This is a genomic window from Rhizobium sp. X9 (genome assembly GCF_018873185.1).
GTDB lineage: Bacteria > Pseudomonadota > Alphaproteobacteria > Rhizobiales > Rhizobiaceae > Agrobacterium > Agrobacterium oryzihabitans.
Window position 1 is genome coordinate 2,343,406 of sequence record NZ_CP071312.1, and the last position, 19,359, is coordinate 2,362,764.

The window sequence follows — 19,359 nt, forward strand, 5'->3', positions numbered from 1 at the left end:
GTCAGGCGAGTGCGGCGCGCAGATCGTGGGAAAGGTCGCGGATTTCGCTAAGATCGAGTTCCGCTTCCACATGTTCCAGGTGATGGGTCATCAGATGTATGGCTTTTGCCGGGTCGTTGTTGGCAATCGCGTCGACGATTTCCGCATGCTCGTCCGGTCCGCAATTGAAGCGGTCGGTATTGCGGTAAACGGCGGTGATGAGGGAGGAACGCGAAATGAGGTCGCGCATGGTGGTGAACAGGAAATCGGAACCCAGCGTTTCCGCAAGCAGCAGGTGGAAGCCGCCGGAAAGCTTGATGATATCCGTGGTGATGTTGTGAGCATTGGCGACACGCTCCTTGGCGACATGGTCGCGAAGCCGCTTCAGATCGGCTTTGGTCGCCGATCTGCACAGGCGCTCTACGACACATTGCTCCACGGTGCGGCGCACGAAGAACACGTCTCGCGCCTCTTCGACCGATGGTTTCGAAACGAAGGCGCCGCGATTGGGGACGATGGTGACGAGACCGTCGCGTTCCAGCACCGAGAGCGCCTGACGGATACGCGCGCGGCTGACATTAAAAATCGTCGCCAGCTGCTCCTCTTTCAGCTGCACGCCGGGGCGCAGCCGACGCTCAGCGATCGACAGCCAGACTTTCTCGACAATTTGCTGCGTGGACTGGCCGTTCTGCTCGGTCATTTGTTTCGCTCTCCATTAGGGTTAGAGAAGCGTGATGCCGCCGAAAAAGTCAACTGTTTCAATAGGGTTTTGGTTGCATAATTGTCAACAATATGAAACAATATTGTATACCATAAATAGGGCCACTGTCATGGAATTCGACTTCACCGCGCTTGAGCCGCAGAGCCGCTATCGACTGCTGACGAATTTTATCGGTCCCCGGCCGATAGCGCTTGTCACGACGCGCTCGGCCGCAGGCCACAACAACGCGGCCCCGATGAGCTTTTTCAACGTTTTCTCCCATGATCCGCCCATCGTCGTTCTGGGTATCCAGCCGCGTCTGAACGGCGAGGAGAAGGATACGATGGCCAATATTCGCCGCACCGGCGAGTTTGTCGTCAACATGGTCGATATGACCATCTCCGAACATATGCTCGTCTGCGGCCTCGGCTTCGACAGCGAGGTCGACGAACTTTCCATGGCGAAGCTGACGCCTGCGCCCTGCAGCAAGATCGATGCGAGCTTTGCGGCGGAATCGCCCTGCGCCTTCGAATGCCGCGTCGAGCGTGTGATCGATTACCCGCGTCGCGCGCTGGTGCTGGGGGAGGTCGTGCACATGCATGTCCACAGGGATTGCCTCGACAAGGATGGGCATTATGTCGATCCGGACCGATACCAGCCGATCGCGCGCCTCCACGCCGACAATTACATCACCTCGGATCGCCAGTTTGTCCTGAAGGCGCCACCGATGACCGACTTCATCAAGCCAGATGGCAAATGAGCGTCCTGAAAGGCGAGCCCGAATGCATATTCGTCTGATCAACCCGAACTCAACCGCCTCAATGACGGCGCAGGCACTGGACAGCGCCCTGCGTGTCAAACAGGCGCACACGACGATCTCAGCGACAAATCCCCTCGATACGCCCGTCAGCATTGAAGGCGGGGCCGATGAGGCGCTGGCTGTTCCGGGCATGCTGGAAGAAATCCGTAAGGGCGAGCGTCTGGGCGTCGATGCCTATGTCATTGCCTGCTTTGATGATCCCGGCCTGCATGCTGCCCGGGAAGTGGCGCGCGGTCCCGTCATCGGCATCTGCCAGGCCGGCATTCAGGTGGCCATGACCATCAGCCGCCGTTTTTCCATCATCACGACGCTGCCGCGCTCCATCCCCATTATCGAAGACCTCGTCGACAATTATGGCGCACAGCGGCATTGCCGCCGGGTCCGCGCCATCAATCTGCCGGTGCTCGGTCTCGAGGAGGATCCGCATGCCGCAGAGGCGATGCTGATCCGCGAAATCGAAGCGGCAAAGAAAGAGGATGCGGCAGAAGCCATCATCCTTGGATGCGCCGGCATGTCGGCACTGTGCGACAGGCTGCGCGAGGCAACGGGCGTCCCCGTGATCGATGGCGTCACCGCCGCCGTCAAGCTGGCGGAGGCATTGGTGGGCGCTGGATACAGCACCTCCAAGGTCAATGCCTATGATTATCCGCGCATCAAGGAAACCAAGCTCGTCGCCTGAGTGAACTGCGGTTTCGGGAGGGCCCGAAACCGCGCATCGGGGAGAGAGGTTAGCGAACGTGCTTTAGTTGCAGGCGGGAGACGCCGGCTGCAACGTTCACGCCCGTACCGACTTCGGCGCTGATGGGCTGAAGTGCGAAGTTCTTGGCGTTGCCGCCGATAAGCGCGTTGGCGCCGACACCCACGCCGACGGAAGCCCCGGCGGAAGCGCCGACATAGTCACCGCTCAGCGCACCGTCACCGATACGGCTGGCGGCGGTGTTGAGCACGATCCAGCTCATGTAGGTCTTACCCGTCACGCCGATATCGAGGCCGAGCTTGCCGATATTGCCGGTATAGCGCTCGGTCTTGCCGGAGCGCTGACGGAACTGGCAGTCCACGCTTTTGCTGGAGCCGACAACAAGGCCAACGCCGCCGGCGATTTCGCAGGACAGGGTGCCCACGCGTTCCTTCTGTGCGGTCTCTGCCGTGCGTTTGGAGTTATGCTTTGTTTCGGCGGAAGCGATTGGCGCGAGCGCAAGCGTTGCAATCGCGGTTGCAAGAACGAATTTCTTCATGGTGTATCACTCCTGTTGTTAGTCACGAGATGAATGCGTGGGGAAGACGCATCCAGGTAGGTCCGCGTCCGCTGACGGATCGCCAGATCGGCGATGATCGGCCGCGACGCGAAACATTCTGCGATGATGACCGCTCGTTCGAAGGCGGAAAGAGTTTCAACCTCACCGGTAAGGATGATGCGCCCATCCGAAGATGTGACGGATATGCAGCTGTTTTCCTGCCCGTCCGCATAGGCAATCAGCGCCTGCAGCGCGGCGCACAGGCTGACTTCCTGCGGATTGAAACCCGTCGCCATGTGTGCATCGCCTGAGAGCATCATCGTGAAACCTCCTGCCTTGAACATTGGGGATCACTTCAAAGCTTTGGTGATGGTGTCTTTCGCCTTGCCAAGTTTCTCCTGCGCCCGGCCGGCAATCTTTTCAGCCTTTCCTTCCGCCTGAAGCTTCTCGTTGCCGGTAATCTTGCCGGTGGCTTCCTTGATGGTGCCCTTTGCCTGGCGGGCAATACCGTCGATCCGGTTCTTATCCATAACGAACTCCTTCCATCGTTAGATGCTGCCGCTGTTGATAACGGCATGATGGAAAGGTAGTCCGGCGCAGGCGCCTTTAGCAGGGCATTAGCTACTAGTTGAACTGGTACAAAATGACCTATTTTCACTCGATCAGGCTTATTTTCCCTTGCGCCCGGCAAAGCCGCGCTCACGCGCCCAGATGACGGCGGCAGTGCGGCGGTTCACGCCGATCTTGCCGTAAAGCGAAGCGATATGGTTTCGGATCGTGTGTTTGGAAAGGTGAAGCCTTTCGCTCATCTCCTTGTCGCTGCAACCGTCACAGATCAGCGACAGGATTTCTTCCTCGCGATCCGTCAGGTCCTTGAGCGAGGCGGAAGGCGTTGCACGGCTTGCGTTCTGCCGCATTCCGGCCAGCCTCTCGACAACGGTGCGGCTGAACCAGGAAGTATCGGTCATCACGCTCTCGATCGCTTCGATCAGTTCGTTCTCCGACCGTCTCCTTTCGGTCACATCCTGTATCGCCCAGATGACACATTGCTGGTCGTTGATTTCGGCGCGCTCGGCGGAAACGATGCACTCGGCGGCACCACCATCGCTCAGCTTCATGCGCATGTTTTCGTTGCGAATGGGGATATTGTCCCGCAGCCGCTTTTCCAGATCCCGGCGGGCCGAAACGTCCTCCCAAAGCCGCAATTCGCTTGCCGTCTTGCCCACCACCTCTGCCTCCTTGCGCCCGCATAATTGCAGGAAGGCGTCATTGACTTCGGTCAGAACGAAATCCTCCAGCCTCGAGACGGCGGCCGGTGCCGGTGACAGGCGAAATGACTTGAAGAACCGCTCCTCGCTCTGGCGCAGCGCATTCTGGGCTTTGCGGCGTCCATCAAGATCGGCGAAAGTGAAGAGCATGCAGGGCTCTTCGGCAACTGCGATCGTCTCGCCCGCAACGATGACCAGCCGGTCGCCTCCCTGTATCGGAATGAGCGCTTCCCGCTGGCGGATGACCCTGCCTTCATGCAGCCTCTTCAGTGCGTCTTCACCGGTATCGCAAGCGGAAAACAGCCCGAGTTCCTCGACGCTGATGCCGATGATTTCCTCGCGCGTAAAGCCCGTCATTTCAAGGAAGCCCTGATTGACGCGGATGAATCGCTCATCCTCCAGACGGCAGATCAGGCCGGGGGCGGGATTGGCATTAAAGGCGCTCTCAAAGCGTGCCTCCGCCTCAAAGCGCGGCGTCTCGTCGCGAATGATAAGGACCAGAACATCAGGTTTGGCGCCCGCATCTTCGAGAATAAGCCCGCGCACGGTGTGCACCCGGCTTTCCGCCTCGTCACCGCTTGGCAGTACCTCCACCGTCACCTCGTCAAAAGTCTCGCCGGCCAGGAGCCGCTCCAGCGGATATTGTCCTTCACCGAGCAGATGATTGTTGCGATAGCGGAGCGTGAATCTGCGCCTGTAATCGACAGCATTCTCGCCAAGGTCAGACAGGGCCTCAATGCGGTGCATCTCAAGCGCCGCCCTGTTCGCCCAGGCGATCGTCCCGTCATTCTCGAGGAGGATAAGCCCGTCACTCAGCCCGGCTATGAGGTTTTGCAGCACCAGCCGGTTGACCTTGGGAATGTTTACGCTGTCGTCCATGTCGCCCCCGGCATTTTTGATGGTTTGCGCACGTTATAACGCGCGGTCTCGGCAAGTGTTGCGTTGGGCGTAGCGGAAGGGAAATGCGTTCGGGTCAGCAATGCGGCAGAGCCATGCTTTTCCTGCCCTCAAAAAACGCTGCGTGCCCATATTTTGAGCGGTCATTTTTACCGCTCAAAAATGCGCTTGACGTTCGCGAAAATTTCTCAACAAATGAACCAATGTGAGATTGGTTCAACAAATGGTGCGACGTGGCGGCAGGCCCTAACGACAACTCCAACTACGCCCTTGCGAAGCTGCGCGTGTATATTCAGACGCAGGATCTCGCGAAGGACGGCCGTTTGCCGACGGAGCGGGCCTTTGCGGAAACCTTCAATGTCGGCCGTCGCGCGGTTCGCCGGGCACTTGAGGTTCTGGAGGCTGAAGGGCTGATCTGGCGGCGTCAGGGGGCGGGGACCTTTGTGGGTGAAAAGCCGGATGATTGGTCCGCTCAGGTCACCGAACTGGTCGCCGGCACCGACATCATGGAAATCATGGAGGTGCGTCTGCGCATCGAGCCACAACTGGCGCAGCTTGCGGCCATGCGCGCCAAGCCCGCCGAGGTGGAGCGCATGCGCGCGCTTGTCCAGAAGACCGGCCAGAGCACGGATGCCGATGCCAAGGAATTATGGGATGGTTCGCTGCACCGCCAGATCGCCCAGAGCGCCGGCAACAGGCTCTTCCTGTCGATTTTTGACGTCGTCAACCGCATTCGCCAAGACGATGCCTGGCAGTCGATACGAGAACTTGCCCGCCGTACCGGCACGAATGGCAGGGCGTCTTTCGAGCAGCATATGGCCATCGTTGACGCCATAGCCGACCGCGATCCAGCCAGAGCCGGAGAAGCGATGCGCCAGCATCTTCTCATGCATCAGGAGAGGCTGATCCGCGCCACGTCGCTTGGGTTTCAGGACGAGAAGGCCGCAGAAGACAGCGCGCCCCAAAGCCCAGACGAAGTCGACCAACCGCTTACGCCGGCCTCATAGGCCGCGGTCCAAAACCTGTCGGTTTCGGCCGGCCAATGACAAAAACAACGAAAAAACAAAGACAACCAGACCAGAGGATGGAACATGAAGAAGATATACACATTGAGTGCGGCCCTGTTGGCCAGTGCGTTCCTGACGGCACCGGCGATGGCCTCCGAATTGCGCATCGGCCTCAACGATGACGCGGATGTACTTGATCCCGCGCAATCGCGCACCTTCGTCGGCCGTATCGTTTACACCGCCATGTGCGACAAGCTGGTCGACATTTCCCAGGACATGAAGATCGTTCCCCAGCTCGCCACCGAATGGGCCTGGTCCGAAGGCGGCAAGGTGCTGACGATGAAGATCCGCGACGGTGTGAAGTTCCACGATGGCGAGACGCTCGACGCGGCGGCTGTCGTCGCCACCATCGAGCGGAACATGACCCTGCCGGAATCCCGCCGCAAGAGTGAGCTTTCCTCGGTCGAGAAGGTTGAGGCGACCGGCCCACTGGAAGTCAAGTTTACGCTGAAGACGCCTGACGTTACGTTGCTTGCCCAGCTTTCCGACCGCGCCGGTATGATCGTCGCGCCGAAGGCAGCCAAGGAACTGGGCGCGAATTTCGGCTCCAAGCCGGTCTGCGCCGGGCCGTTCAAATTTGTCGAGCGCATCCAGCAGGACCGTATCGTGCTCGAAAAATTCGCCGATTATTGGGACAAGGACAAGATCAAGGTCGACAAAATCGTCTATCTGCCGATCCCTGATACCACGGTAAAGCTTGCAAACCTCCGCTCGGGCGATCTTGATATTGCCGAGCGCATCTCGGCATCCGACGCGGAATCCGTGAAGAACGACGCCAACCTGACCTATGCCGACGTGATTGGTCCGGGTTACATGGCCATGTATGTCAACATCAACAATGGTGCGCGTGCGGATAATCCGCTCGGCAAGGACAAGCGCCTGCGTCAGGCTTTCTCTTACGCGATTGACCGCGAAGCGATCGGCCAGATCGTCTTTGAGGGCACTTCCAAGGCCGGCAATCAGTCGTTCCCGCCCACAAGCCCCTGGTTCAACCAGAACCTGGCCGTGCCGCCCCGCGATATCGACAAGGCCAAACAGCTGATGAAGGAGGCGGGCTATGAGACGCTCGACGTCGAACTTCAGCACGCCAACAACACCACGCAGACGCAGATGATGCAGGTGATCCAGTCCATGGTGGCGGAAGCCGGTTTCAACGTGACCCTGAAGGCGACAGAATTCGCGACGCTGCTTTCCGAACAGACGGCAGGCAACTACCAGCTCAGCCGTTCAGACTGGTCCGGTCGTATCGATCCGGACGGTAATCTTCATCAGTTCGTCACGTGCAAGGGCGGCATCAACGATGTGAAATATTGCAATCCTGAAGTCGACAAGCTGCTGAATGAAGCACGCGCCTCGACCGAAGATGCGGTCCGCAAGGAAAAATACGATGCGGCGAGCGTCATCCTCAACGATGACATGCCGATCATCTATCTCGGCCACCAACCCTATGCCTATGCCATCTCCAAGAAGGTCAAGGGCTGGGAGCCATCGCCTGATGGCATGATCCGCCTTCTCGGTGTGAGCAAGGACTAAGCGCTTCAAATCCGCCGCACGGCTTGCCGTGCGGCCCTCCAGAATGTGTACGAACGGGGGCAATGCCATGCCTGTCTACATCGGCAAGCGACTGCTTGTCGCGATCCCGACGCTTTTGATCATCTCCATCTTCGTCTTCTCGCTGCAGAAACTGCTGCCCGGAGATCCGGTTCTCGCCATGGCGGGTGAGGAGCGAGACCCCGCGACGATCGAATTCCTGCGGGAGAAATATCGACTGAACGACCCGGTGCCGCTCCAGTACATCAACTGGCTGGGTGGCGTGGTGACCGGCGATTTCGGTATTTCGCTGCGGACCAATCAGCCCGTGCTGGAACTGATCGGCCAGAAGCTGCCGGTCACCATTCAGCTCGCGGTCATGGCGATGTTCTTCGCGATGGTCATCGGCATTCCGATCGGCATTCTGGCCGCCGTCAAGAAAAACACATGGATCGATTACACGGCCAATATCGTGGCGCTTTCCGGCCTGTCGATCCCGAATTTCTGGCTCGGCATCATGCTGATCCTGCTGGTTTCGGTGAAGCTCGGCTGGCTGCCCGCATCCGGTTATGAATCGATCTTCGTCGACCCCGTTCGCTCCATAGAAACGATGATCATGCCCGCCTTCGTGCTCGGCAATGCCCTTGCGGCAACATTGATGCGTCATACGCGTTCGGCAATGGTCGCGGTGCTGAGCTCGGACTATATCCGCACCGCCCGCGCCAAGGGTCTTTCGCCGCGCGAGATCATCCTGTCGCACAGTTTTCGCAACGCGCTTCTGCCCGTCATCACGCTGCTGGCGCTGCTTTTCGGTGAGTTGCTGGCCGGTGCGGTTCTGACGGAGCAGATCTTCACCATTCCCGGCTTCGGCAAGATGACCGTCGATGCGGTCTTCACCCGCGATTACGCCGTCGTCCAGGGCATCGTGCTCTGCACCGCGGTCGGCTTCATCCTCATGAACCTGCTGGCGGACATCGCTTATGTCCTGCTTAACCCTCGCCTCAGGGCGACGATCTGAGGCCCGATATCATGACTGCTCTCGATCAAAATCTGTCCGTACCGGTGCCGCGGCAGGAAAACCGCGCCTGGAAGAAAATGAAGCGCAACAAATCGGCGCTGGCCGGTCTGATTATCGTGCTTTTCTTCACGGTGCTTGCCGTCGCAGCACCGATCCTGCCGATTGCGGATCCGATTGCGACCAGCTGGTCGGCTATCCGCAAGGCGCCGTCCGCCGCCCATTGGCTCGGCACCGATGACCTCGGCCGCGATATTCTCTCGCGCATGATTTATGGCGCCCGCGCCTCTCTGATGGCGGGCGTCGTCTCCGTCATGATCGCGGTGGTCATCGGCGTGCCCTTCGGCCTGATTGCCGGTTACTTCGGCGGCTGGGTGGATATGGTCATATCCCGTATCACCGAAGCGTTGCTGGCCATGCCCTTCCTCATCATGGCGATTGCGCTCGCAGCCTTCCTCGGGCCGAGCCTCACCAATGCCATGATTGCGATTGGCCTTTCCGCCATGCCGATTTTCGTGCGGTTGACCCGTGGGCAGGTGCTGGCGGTCAAGATGGAGGATTATGTCGAGGGGGCAAGGTCGATTGGCCTCAACCACTTCGACATCATGACGCGCTACATTCTGCCGAACGTCTTTGCCCCCATCATCGTGCAGGCAACCTTGACGGTTGCGACTGCCATCATCGCGGAAGCGAGCCTTTCCTTCCTCGGCCTTGGCCAGCAGGCGCCCGCACCCTCGTGGGGTTCGATGCTGAACACGGCAAAAAATTTCCTGAGCCAGGCGCCATGGATGACGATGTGGCCCGGCATTGCAATTTTCCTCGTCGTCATAGGCTTCAATCTCCTCGGCGACGGCCTGCGTGACGCGCTCGATCCGCGCGAAGCATGATTTCTCATAAGGAACTGACTGAATGACCGAATTCACCACACGCCCCGAAATTCTCGGCACATTCGGCGTCGTCACGTCGACGCACTGGATCGCATCGTCGGTGGGCATGGCAATCCTCGAAAAGGGGGGCAATGCCTTCGACGCGGCGGTCGCCACCGGTTTCGTGCTACAGATCGTCGAACCGCATCTCTGCGGTCCGGGCGGCGACATGCCTGCGGTCTTTTATTCGAAGAAGAAGGACAAGGTCGAAGTCATCTGCGCGCAGGGTCCTGCTCCGAGCGGCGCCACAATCGAGCACTACACGTCGGAAGGGCTGAAGCTGATCCCCGGCGATGGTCTGCTTGCAACCGTCATTCCCGGAGCCTTCGACGGCTGGATGCTGATGCTGCGCGACTACGGCACGATGAGCGTGCGCGAGGTGCTGGAACCGGCCATCTATTATGCCGAATACGGACATCCGACGCTGCCGCGGGTTTCTGCCACCATCAAGGGGCTTGCGGAATTCTTCGAGAAGGAATGGCCGACATCCTACGAGACGTGGCTGCCGGGCGGTGCCGCACCTGAGCCCCATGCCCTTTTCCGGAACCCGGTTCTTGCGGAGACCTACAAACGGATCATCAAGGAAGCCGAAGCGCGTTCGGGTCGCGAAGACCAGATCGAAGCGGCGCGCGATGCCTTCTACCGGGGTTTCGTAGCGGAAGCTATCGACACATACGTCAAGACCGCCGAAGTCATGGATGCAAGCGGCACCAGGCACAGGGGCGTGCTGACGGCGCAGGACATGGCAGACTGGCATGCGACCGTCGAAGCGCCGCAGACGCTCGATTATCATGACTGGACGATTGCCAAGACGCCCGCCTGGGGGCAGGGACCGGTGCTGTTGCAGTCGCTCGCTTTGCTGAAAGGCTTTGATATCGCGGCCATGGACCCGTCCGGCCCCGATTTCATCCACACGATCGTTGAAGCCATGAAGCTCGCCTTTGCCGACCGTGAGGTCTATTACGGCGATCCGGAATTCGGCCAGATTCCGACGGAATATCTTCTCTCCGAGGGCTACAATGCCGGGCGTCGTAAACAGATCGGCAGCGAGGCATCGCTTGAGCTGCGTCCCGGCACCGTACCGGGTTACGAAAAGCAGGTGGATGCCACCATGGCCATGCTCGCGGAAATGAGCGGCAAGGGCGCGGTTTACGAACCGACCATGTCGCATCTGACGGAAAAGCGCGGCGACACGGTGCATATCGACGTCATCGACCGCTGGGGCAACATGGTTTCCACCACGCCGTCGGGCGGCTGGCTGCAATCCTCGCCCATCGTGCCGGGCCTTGGCTTTGCGCTCAATTCCCGCGCCCAGATGTTCTGGCTGAAGGAAGGCCTGCCGACGTCGCTTGCTCCGGGAAAACGCCCGCGCACCACGCTGACGCCCTCGCTTGCGCTGCATCAGGGACGTCCATCCATGGTGTTCGGCACGCCGGGCGGCGACCAGCAGGACCAATGGCAGCTGCCTTTCTTCCTGCGATATGCGCATCACGGCAAGAACCTGCAGGCGGCCATCGACATGCCGCTTTTCCACACTTCGCATTTTCCGGGCTCGTTTTATCCGCGCACCAGCTCGCCGGGCGAAATCATGGTGGAAAGCACAGCGGGTGACATCACGCTGCAGGAGCTTCGCCGCCGTGGCCACAAGGTCACCGTTGCCGATGCCTGGTCGGTAGGGCGCCTGACCGCCGCGCGACGCGATGCCGACGGCCTGCTGCGGGCCGCGGCAACGCCGCGACTGATGCAGGCCTATGCGGTGGGGCGATAAAACCATGAAGACGACACCTGTCCTCTCCGTTCGAAACCTGACCATCTCTTTCCTTGTCGATGATGCGTGGAAGAGCGTTGTGCGCAACGTCTCCTTCGATGTCGCTCCGGGTGAAACCGTCGCCATTGTCGGCGAGTCCGGATCCGGCAAATCCGTCACCTCGCTGTCAATCATGCGCCTGCTTAGCCCCAATTCCAGCCGGATCGAGGGTGAAGTTCTCTTGAACGGGCGCAATCTTCTGGCGCTTTCCGAGAGGGAAATGCGGGGCGTGCGTGGCAACGACATCTCGATGATCTTTCAGGAGCCGATGACGTCGCTCAATCCGATCTTCACGATCGGCCGCCAGATTTCCGAGGTCCTCATCCGGCACAAGGGCCTTTCGAAGCAGCAGGCAAGGGCAGAGACCGTCCGGCTTCTGGAAAAGGTTCGCATTCCCAACGCGGCCGGTCGCTTCGATGAATATCCGCATCAGTTTTCCGGTGGCATGCGCCAGCGCGTGATGATCGCCATGGCGCTCGCCTCGCGGCCGAAACTGCTGATCGCCGACGAACCCACAACCGCGCTCGACGTCACCATTCAGGGCCAGATTCTCGACCTGATAAAGTTGCTTCAGGAAGAGGAGGGCATGTCCGTCCTCTTCATCACCCATGACATGGGCGTGGTGGCGGAGATCGCCGACCGCACCATCGTCATGTTCCGGGGCGACGAGGTTGAGACCGGACCGACCGGGGATATATTCGAGCGCGGCAAGCATCCCTATACGCGGGCGCTGCTTTCGGCGGTGCCGAAGCTCGGCTCCATGCGCGACCGGCAATGGCCGACGCGCTTTCCGGTCCTCGACATGAAAACCGGCCTGTCGACCGAGCCGGTGGAAGTGGCCGAGACGGTTGCGAGCGGCCAGACGCCGGTCCTGTCGGTCAAGAACCTCGTGACACGTTTTCCCATCCGTTCCGGCCTGTGGGCGCGCCAGACGGGCGCGGTTCACGCCGTCGAAAACGTCTCCTTCGACCTGTTTCAGGGCGAAACGCTCGCGCTTGTCGGCGAGTCCGGTTGCGGAAAATCGACCACCGGCCGCTCGATCATGCGCCTTGTGGAGCCTTCGGGCGGCGAGGTTTCGCTCGACGGTTACGATGTCATGCGGCTTGATACGGTCGGTCTGCGCAATATGCGCAAGTCCGTGCAGATGATCTTTCAGGACCCGTTCTCGTCGCTTAATCCGCGCATGACGGTGGGGACCGCGATTTCCGAACCCTTCATCAAACACAAACTGGGCACCACGAAACAGGCAAAGGAAAAGACCGCCGATCTCCTCGAAAAGGTTGGTCTGGCTGCCGATATGGCCAGCCGTTACCCGCATGAATTCTCCGGCGGCCAGCGCCAGCGTATCGCAATCGCCCGTGCGCTTGCCCTTGATCCGAAGGTCATCGTCGCCGATGAAAGCGTGTCGGCGCTCGATGTCTCGATCAAGGCGCAGGTCTGCAACCTGTTGCTCGACCTTCAGCAGAGCCTCAATCTGGCCTTCCTGTTCATCTCCCATGACATGGCGGTGGTGGAGCGCGTCAGCCACCGGGTGGCTGTGATGTATCTCGGCGAAATCGTCGAAATCGGCCCGCGCGCGGACGTCTTCGACAATCCGCAACATGCCTATACGAAGAAACTCATGGCGGCGGTGCCGGTGCCTGATCCGGCGCGGCGCGGGATAAGACGCGGCATATCCAATGACGAGCTGAAAAGTCCGATACGGGCCATGGGTTATGAGGTGCCTGAGCGGAACTACAGGACGGTTTCACCCGGCCATCTGGTTCAGGTGGGGTAAGGTTTGCAGCCGACGCCGATGGCCCGGGTGCCGTCGGTCTCTGCGCATTTTCTAAAAAGCACGCGTTTACATCTCCGCAATAATGACTAGGCTGGCGGCTCGTTATCAGGTCGATTGGTCTTCCGCAGGAAAGCGGCTGGAGAAATTTATGAGTTCAGCTACGCCGAAACTGGATAGTTGCGGCGCCGAGCCCATCCACATCCCCGGCGCCATCCAGGAACACGGCGCGCTTTTGGTCCTTTCCGCGCGCGATCTGGCAATTTTGCAGGCAAGCGACAATCTTGAGCGCTATCTCGACATGCCCTTGCCGGTCGGGACCGTGGCTGACAATGGTGTTTTCCCTTTCAGGGATGCCCTGTCGGCCTGGTATGCGAATGACGAGAGCAATTTCAGATATGTCTGGGCCGACAAGGCTCTGGACGTCACCGCCCATCGTTCGGGCACCCTGATCATCCTCGAATTCGAGGAAACGAGAAAGGGCGAATCGGCGGAAGCGCTGATGGGCGAGCTGACGGGTTTTGCACAATATCTGAACAGCGTGCCGTCGCTTGAGGACGCGCTTTTGCGGACAGCGCAGCTCGTGTCCTCGATCAGCGGTTACGACCGCACCCTGATCTACGATTTCGGACCGGACTGGAGCGGGCATGTCGTGGCGGAAGCGGGAAGCGGCGCCCTACCGTCTTACCTCGAGCTTCGTTTTCCGGCTGGCGACATTCCGCCTCAGGCGAGGCAGCTTTACACGATCAACCGCCTGCGCATGATCCCGGACATCGGCTACAAGCCAGTTCCGGTCAATCCACAGATCAATCCGGAGACGGGTGCGGTGCTCGATATGAGCCTGTCGCAGCTTCGCAGCGTCTCGCCGGTTCATATCGAATATATGCGCAATATGGGCACGGCGGCGTCCATGTCCGTCTCGATCATCGTCAATGGCAGGTTGTGGGGGCTTATTGCCTGCCATCATGCGGCACCGCATTCCGTCTCCAGGTCCGTGCGCGAGGCATGTGACTTTGCAGCGCAGCTGCTGTCCATGCGAATTGCAATGGAGCAGAGTTCCAAAGATGCGTCGCGCCGCGTTGAACTCGGATATGTGCAGGCGCGCCTGCTGAACGGCATGGCGTCAGCCCCGAAATGGGTGGACGGCCTTCTTGGTGGCGAGGACGAAAGGCAGGATCTGCTGAAGCAGGTCGGCGCGGATGGTGCCGCCCTTGTTCTGGACGATGAGTGCCATCTGGTGGGCCAGACGCCACCGAGGCACGAGGTCGAGGACCTTGTGCTATGGCTTGGGGAAAAGGAAATCGCTGACGTCTTCGCAACCACGAACCTTCCCGAGATCTATCCAGCCGCCGCATCTTATGCATCCGTTGCCAGCGGGCTTGTTGCAATGCGCGTTTCGGAGCTGCATGGAAGCTGGCTGATCTGGTTCCGCCCGGAGGTGGTCAAGACCGTGCGTTGGGGCGGCAACCCGCATAAGACCGTGCAGGAAAGCGGTCGCATCCATCCGCGAAAATCCTTCGAAATCTGGAAGGAGCAGGTACGCAATATCGCCGCCCCCTGGTCCGAGGCGGAACTTTCCGCCGCGCGCGAGCTTCGCAGTGCGATTATCGGCATCGTCCTGCGCAAGGCCGAAGAAATGGCGGACCTCACGCGGGAGCTGCAACGGACGAACAAGGAGCTCGAAGCCTTTTCCTATTCCGTTTCGCATGATTTGCGCGCGCCTTTCCGGCATATCGTCGGCTTTGCGCAATTGTTGCGCGAGCGAAGCAGTGCCATGGACGACAAATCGCTGCATTATCTGCAGATGATTTCGGAAGCGGCGCTCGGGGCGGGAAAGCTGGTCGATGATCTCCTGAACTTTTCCCAGCTCGGCCGCGCGCAGATCAGCATGAAACCCGTTGACATGAAGAAGCTGGTCAGCGAAGTGCGCCGCTCCGTCCTCTCCACCATTGCGGACCGCAAGGTCGAATGGCACGTCGGCGATCTGCCGGTCACGCTTGGCGATCCGACATTGTTGCGGCAGGTCTGGTACAATCTGATCGACAATGCGATCAAATATTCCCGTCAGGAGCCTGTCTCCATCATCACGATTTCGGCAATTGCAACCGATGACGACGTCACCTATTCAGTTCAGGACAACGGCGTCGGTTTCGACATGGCCTATTACAACAAGCTGTTTGGCGTTTTTCAAAGGCTGCAGCGTGTCGAGGATTTCGAGGGCACGGGGATAGGTCTCGCGCTGGTCCGGCGGATTGTGGAACGCCACCGCGGCTCTGTCAGCGCCGAGGGAACCGTCGGGGAGGGAGCATCGTTCTCCTTCACATTGCCGGTCATGAAAATTGAAGAGGAAGAAATTGCCTGAACTGAGACCTATTCTGCTTGTGGAAGATAATCCACGCGATCTGGAATTGACGCTGACAGCTCTCGAAAAATGCCAGTTGGCAAACGAAGTCGTGGTCGCCCGGGACGGTGCCGAGGCGCTCGATTATCTGACCCTTGGCGGTACTTACGATAACCGGCCGGCAGGTGATCCCGCCGTCGTGCTTCTGGACCTCAAATTGCCCAAGGTGGACGGACTTGAGGTTCTGCAGAAGGTGAAAGGCAGCGATAACTTGCGACACATTCCGGTCGTCATGCTGACTTCGTCCCGTGAAGAACAGGATCTTGTGAAGAGCTACGAGCTGGGCGTGAATGCTTTTGTCGTCAAGCCCGTCGAGTTTAATCAGTTTTTTAAGGCGATACAGGATCTTGGCGTGTTCTGGGCGCTGTTGAACGAGCCGCCGCCGGGTGCCCGCCGCAATGATGGATGACGCGGTGCCGCCGATGAATGCATGCAGGCTTCTTCTTCTGGAAGACAGTTCGGTCGATGCGGAGTTGATAGAAGAACAGCTTTCGCGCATGTCGCCAATGCCGAGCGTGACGCGGGCGGTAGGCAGGGCGTCTTTTATCGAAGCGCTCGAGAACAACCAGTTCGATGTCATCCTGTCCGATTTCTCGCTGCCGGATTTCGACGGCATGGCTGCGCTCGATATTGCCGTGCAGAAAATCCCGGATGTGCCGTTCATTTTCGTTTCCGGCGTCCTGGGCGAGGATGCGGCGATCGATGCATTCAGGCGCGGCGCGACGGACTACGTCCTCAAGCAAAGGCTGGTGAGACTGCCTTCCGCCGTGGAGCGCGCACTCGCTGAGGCGCGTGAAAAGCAGGAGCGGAAGCGGGCGGAAATCCATAAGGAACTGCTGGTTCGCGAACTCAGTCACCGGGTGAAGAACACCATGGCCATGGTGATCTCGATCATCCGCAGGACCGCGAAGGGCAGCAGGTCGATCGAGGATTATCAGGCGCGGCTTGTTGCCAGGGTAAGCGCGCTCGCGGAAAGCCACGCGCTGCTTTTTCAGAGCAACTGGGGAGAGACCGATCTCCGCGATGTGGTGAAAAGGGCAATCGAGCCTCACAATGTCTTTGTCGGCCGCGTCGATCTCGATGGCCCTGCGGGGATCTATGTCTCACCGAAATCCGCACTGGCCCTCGGCATGATCCTGCATGAGCTGGTGACGAACGCGCAAAAATACGGTTCGCTGTCGAACGGCGACGGGGTCGTGAAGGTCGTCTGGAGGCCCGTCCGCGACGAGGACGGAGCGCTCCGGATAGATCTGCAATGGCAGGAAACAGGCGGTCCCGCCGTCGTTACTCCCGAAGATACGGGTTTTGGCACGACGCTGATAACCAAGGGCGCGCAGTATGAACTGAATGCCGAAGGCGCCATTGCCTATGACAACGATGGTTTGAAGTATCGACTGGTTTTTCCGATGAATTGAAGGGAGCCGGTGAATCGCTACCAGCACCGACCGGACGCCAACTAGCCGGCGGGAGAAAATTCCCGCGCCAGAATATCCGGGAGGCTGCCGAAATCACACGGCTTGGAGATAACGGTCAATTCTCCCAACTGGGCACGAAGCCCCGGAATTTCCGCATATCCGCTGCAGATGACGAAAGGTATACTGGCAGCCTTCAGTTCATCGATCACCGGAAAGGACAATTCTCCCCGCAGATTGAGGTCGATGACGGCGCCGTCAAGCTCCGCTTCGTTGATCTTTTCCAGGGCCGCTTCGATATGGGAAACAGGTCCAACGACGCTTACACCGAGATCCGAGAGAAAGTCTTCCATGTCCATCGCCAGGAGCGCATCATCTTCCAGAACAAGGATTTGTTTTCCTTGAAAACTATAAGTCATATTTCACCACGTTTGCATCTCATCGGCCGCGCGCAGGCTGGTAGCCTTTCTGTCAACCCCGCTGAACGCTCTTCCTGAGAGATGGTTCCCGTAAAGACGGGAAATAAAATGTTCGCTTCCACGTCTGTCATATTCTAATTTGCCCGACAAATGAGCCGCCTACCGGGAATATTGTTACTGTGACTAATTTTTCGCCGTTCGCTCAGCGAAGCCTTCTCATGCTCGCTGTTGGTGTCGCAATCCTGACCGGAATGGTCGCCATGTCGTTATGGCTGGTGCAGGTGAATAACCGGTACTCGCAGGAAACAGCCGAACTGCGCCGCGTACGAGCGGCCATCCTGGATGTCGTGACGTCGATGCAGGACATTGAAACCGGTCAGAGAGGCTATCTGCTGACCAACAATGTCGAATATCTGGGACCCTATGAGGACGCCATGAGCCGTCTGCCGGAACGGCGCTCGCGGCTTATGGACCTGCTGAAGGATCGTGACCAATACCGGCAGCCTCTGTCAGACATGACAAGCGCCATCGACAACAAGCTGGCCGAAACGCGCGAAACAATCGAGCTGCAAAGGGCAGGGCGCATCACCGAGGCGGTGGAAGTCGTCCGGGAGAATGACGGCAAGCGTTTCATGAATGAGATCAGAACCGTCCTGTCGAAGCTGCAATCGGATACTGACGATCGGCTGCGCATCATCGTCGGCGATCAGCTGGGCGCCGCCAACCGGCTGCAACTGGTGACGATCGGCGGCGCCTTTGCCATCCTGATCGTCGTCGGTGGCTCGATCCTTCTGGTCTTCACCTATATCCGCGCCCTGAACCGGTCCCGGGATGATGTCGATGAACTCAATCGTCATCTCGAGGAACGTGTGGAGGAAAGAACGCGAGACCTTCGCCGCGCCAATCAGGAAATTCAGCGCTTCGCCTATATCGTCACGCATGATCTGCGGGCGCCGCTTGTCAATATCATGGGGTTCCTCGCCGAATTCGATACGTCGCTGAAGCCGGTCATGGCTTACATTCTCGCGGATGGCAAGACGCCGAGCGAAGACGTCGTTCGCGAAGCGCGGCTTGCCGTTGAGGAGGATATTCCCGAGGCAATCAGCTTCATCCGCTCCTCGACCCGCAAAATGGATCAGCTGATCAATGCGATCCTGAAAATCTCCCGCGATGGCCAGCGGAAGCTGCAACCGGAAAAGGTCGATATTGAAACATTGCTGTCATCGCTTTCCGAGACGGTTCGCCACCAGATCAATGCCAATGGCGGCGAGATCAATGTCGATACCTCGAAGCTGACCGTCTATACGGATCGTATCTCCCTCGACCAGATCCTCGGCAATCTCTTCGATAATGCGGTGAAATACCAGATGCCGGGACGCCCGCTCAGATTGACCGCACGCGCCTATCCGGCCGGACGCGGCGCCATCTCCATCGCGGTCAGCGACAATGGCCGCGGCATTGGCGAGCAGGATCTGGAGCGCATATTCGAGCTCTTCCGCCGCGCCGGCAATCAGGATCAGCCAGGGGAAGGAATAGGCCTTGCCCACGTTCGTTCGCTAATCAGAAATTTAGGAGGTGACATTAGGGTAGAGTCCGAGCTCGGCAAAGGAAGCACATTCACGCTGCTCCTGCCGAGCGACCTCAGAAAAGTGACGAAAGAAGGCGAACAATGAAGGCAACCGGTCAAGAGGTAACGATCGTGATGATCGAGGATGACGAAGGTCATGCTCGTCTGATTGAAAAAAACGTGCGTCGTGCGGGTGTGAACAACGAGATCGTGCCCTTTACGCTTGGCGCAAAGGCGCTTGATTACATCCTCGGCGAAAGCCGCGATGGCCTTGTCAGCAAGGATCGCTATCTTCTCGTCCTGCTCGATCTCAATCTTCCGGATATGTCGGGTATCCGCATTCTCGAGCAGATCAAAAGCAACGAACATACACGCCGTTTGCCCGTCGTCGTGCTGACAACGACGGATGACGAAACCGAAATCCAGAAATGTTATGATCTTGGCGCAAATGTCTATATAACGAAGCCGGTCGACTACGAAGGTTTCGCCAATGCGATCAAGAACCTCGGCCTGTTTTTCTCTGTAATTCAGATACCTTGAAG

At 58.9% G+C, this 19,359-nt stretch carries 19 protein-coding genes; 13 read left to right on the forward strand and 6 right to left on the reverse strand.

What is annotated here, in order from left to right:
* Nucleotide 1 precedes the first annotated feature (1 nt).
* Nucleotides 2-679, reverse strand: a complete 678-nt coding sequence (locus tag JZY08_RS25540; RefSeq protein ID WP_003499554.1) for a GntR family transcriptional regulator — start codon at nt 677-679, stop codon at nt 2-4.
* A gap of 130 nt (nt 680-809) precedes the next feature.
* On the opposite strand from JZY08_RS25540, the gene JZY08_RS25545 reads away from it, so the two are divergent.
* Nucleotides 810-1,439, forward strand: a complete 630-nt coding sequence (locus JZY08_RS25545) for a flavin reductase family protein (protein WP_216332250.1) — start codon at nt 810-812, stop codon at nt 1,437-1,439.
* 22 nt (nt 1,440-1,461) lie between these two features.
* Complete coding sequence (locus tag JZY08_RS25550; protein ID WP_035224947.1) at nt 1,462-2,178, forward strand: aspartate/glutamate racemase family protein; 717 nt, start codon at nt 1,462-1,464, stop codon at nt 2,176-2,178.
* Between the two features lie 49 nt (nt 2,179-2,227).
* Here JZY08_RS25550 and JZY08_RS25555 read toward each other — a convergent pair whose 3' ends face one another.
* The 4 genes from JZY08_RS25555 to JZY08_RS25570 all read right to left on the reverse strand — a co-directional run bounded on the left by JZY08_RS25555 (nt 2,228) and on the right by JZY08_RS25570 (nt 4,881).
* Entirely contained in the window at nt 2,228-2,734 is a 507-nt protein-coding gene (locus tag JZY08_RS25555; protein ID WP_003499560.1) for a DUF992 domain-containing protein, read from the reverse strand.
* Entirely contained in the window at nt 2,731-3,078 is a 348-nt protein-coding gene (locus JZY08_RS25560) for a BON domain-containing protein (protein WP_082184738.1), read from the reverse strand. The genes JZY08_RS25555 and JZY08_RS25560 overlap by 4 nt, the downstream gene beginning before the upstream one ends.
* A 6-nt stretch (nt 3,079-3,084) precedes the next feature.
* Nucleotides 3,085-3,264 carry a CsbD family protein gene (locus tag JZY08_RS25565; protein WP_003499564.1) on the reverse strand — a complete coding sequence of 60 codons (180 nt, stop codon included), beginning with the start codon at nt 3,262-3,264 and terminating at the stop codon, nt 3,085-3,087.
* Nucleotides 3,265-3,402: 138 nt separating this feature from the next.
* Entirely contained in the window at nt 3,403-4,881 is a 1,479-nt protein-coding gene (locus JZY08_RS25570) for a PAS domain S-box protein (protein WP_216332251.1), read from the reverse strand.
* 251 nt (nt 4,882-5,132) lie between these two features.
* Here JZY08_RS25570 and JZY08_RS25575 point away from each other — a divergent pair, with 251 nt between their 5' ends.
* The 9 genes from JZY08_RS25575 to JZY08_RS25615 all read left to right on the forward strand — a co-directional run bounded on the left by JZY08_RS25575 (nt 5,133) and on the right by JZY08_RS25615 (nt 16,834).
* Entirely contained in the window at nt 5,133-5,906 is a 774-nt protein-coding gene (locus JZY08_RS25575) for a FadR/GntR family transcriptional regulator (RefSeq protein WP_216332252.1), read from the forward strand.
* Between the two features lie 84 nt (nt 5,907-5,990).
* On the forward strand, nt 5,991-7,499 hold the full coding sequence (locus JZY08_RS25580) for an ABC transporter substrate-binding protein (protein WP_216332253.1): 1,509 nt from the start codon (nt 5,991-5,993) through the stop codon (nt 7,497-7,499).
* Nucleotides 7,500-7,566: 67 nt separating this feature from the next.
* Nucleotides 7,567-8,514 carry an ABC transporter permease gene (locus JZY08_RS25585; RefSeq protein ID WP_003499573.1) on the forward strand — a complete coding sequence of 316 codons (948 nt, stop codon included), beginning with the start codon at nt 7,567-7,569 and terminating at the stop codon, nt 8,512-8,514.
* Between the two features lie 11 nt (nt 8,515-8,525).
* Nucleotides 8,526-9,398 carry an ABC transporter permease gene (locus JZY08_RS25590; protein WP_216332255.1) on the forward strand — a complete coding sequence of 291 codons (873 nt, stop codon included), beginning with the start codon at nt 8,526-8,528 and terminating at the stop codon, nt 9,396-9,398.
* A 22-nt stretch (nt 9,399-9,420) separates the two neighbouring features.
* On the forward strand, nt 9,421-11,205 hold the full coding sequence (locus tag JZY08_RS25595) for a gamma-glutamyltransferase family protein (RefSeq protein WP_216332257.1): 1,785 nt from the start codon (nt 9,421-9,423) through the stop codon (nt 11,203-11,205).
* A 4-nt stretch (nt 11,206-11,209) separates the two neighbouring features.
* A complete protein-coding gene (locus JZY08_RS25600; protein ID WP_216332258.1) occupies nt 11,210-13,021 on the forward strand; it encodes an ABC transporter ATP-binding protein in 1,812 nt (603 codons plus the stop codon).
* Between the two features lie 148 nt (nt 13,022-13,169).
* The gene (locus JZY08_RS25605) at nt 13,170-15,380 is read left to right on the forward strand and encodes an ATP-binding protein (protein WP_216332259.1); all 2,211 of its coding nucleotides are present in this window, start codon (nt 13,170-13,172) and stop codon (nt 15,378-15,380) included.
* Nucleotides 15,373-15,828, forward strand: coding sequence for a response regulator (locus JZY08_RS25610; protein WP_035243215.1), 456 nt, complete (start codon nt 15,373-15,375; stop codon nt 15,826-15,828). Before JZY08_RS25605 ends, JZY08_RS25610 begins: the two co-directional genes overlap by 8 nt.
* Nucleotides 15,818-16,834, forward strand: a complete 1,017-nt coding sequence (locus JZY08_RS25615) for an HWE histidine kinase domain-containing protein (protein ID WP_216332260.1) — start codon at nt 15,818-15,820, stop codon at nt 16,832-16,834. The genes JZY08_RS25610 and JZY08_RS25615 overlap by 11 nt, the downstream gene beginning before the upstream one ends.
* Before the next feature lie 41 nt (nt 16,835-16,875).
* Here the strand turns inward: JZY08_RS25615 and JZY08_RS25620 are convergent, their stop codons facing one another.
* The gene (locus JZY08_RS25620; protein WP_216332261.1) at nt 16,876-17,250 is read right to left on the reverse strand and encodes a response regulator; all 375 of its coding nucleotides are present in this window, start codon (nt 17,248-17,250) and stop codon (nt 16,876-16,878) included.
* A gap of 218 nt (nt 17,251-17,468) precedes the next feature.
* Here JZY08_RS25620 and JZY08_RS25625 point away from each other — a divergent pair, with 218 nt between their 5' ends.
* Together JZY08_RS25625 and JZY08_RS25630 are read left to right on the forward strand one after the other, a co-directional pair.
* A complete protein-coding gene (locus tag JZY08_RS25625; protein ID WP_216332262.1) occupies nt 17,469-18,923 on the forward strand; it encodes a CHASE3 domain-containing protein in 1,455 nt (484 codons plus the stop codon).
* Nucleotides 18,920-19,357: a response regulator gene (locus JZY08_RS25630; RefSeq protein ID WP_003499590.1), complete on the forward strand. Its 438-nt coding sequence runs from the start codon at nt 18,920-18,922 to the stop codon at nt 19,355-19,357. The genes JZY08_RS25625 and JZY08_RS25630 overlap by 4 nt, the downstream gene beginning before the upstream one ends.
* The last annotated feature ends 2 nt before the right edge of the window (nt 19,358-19,359 follow it).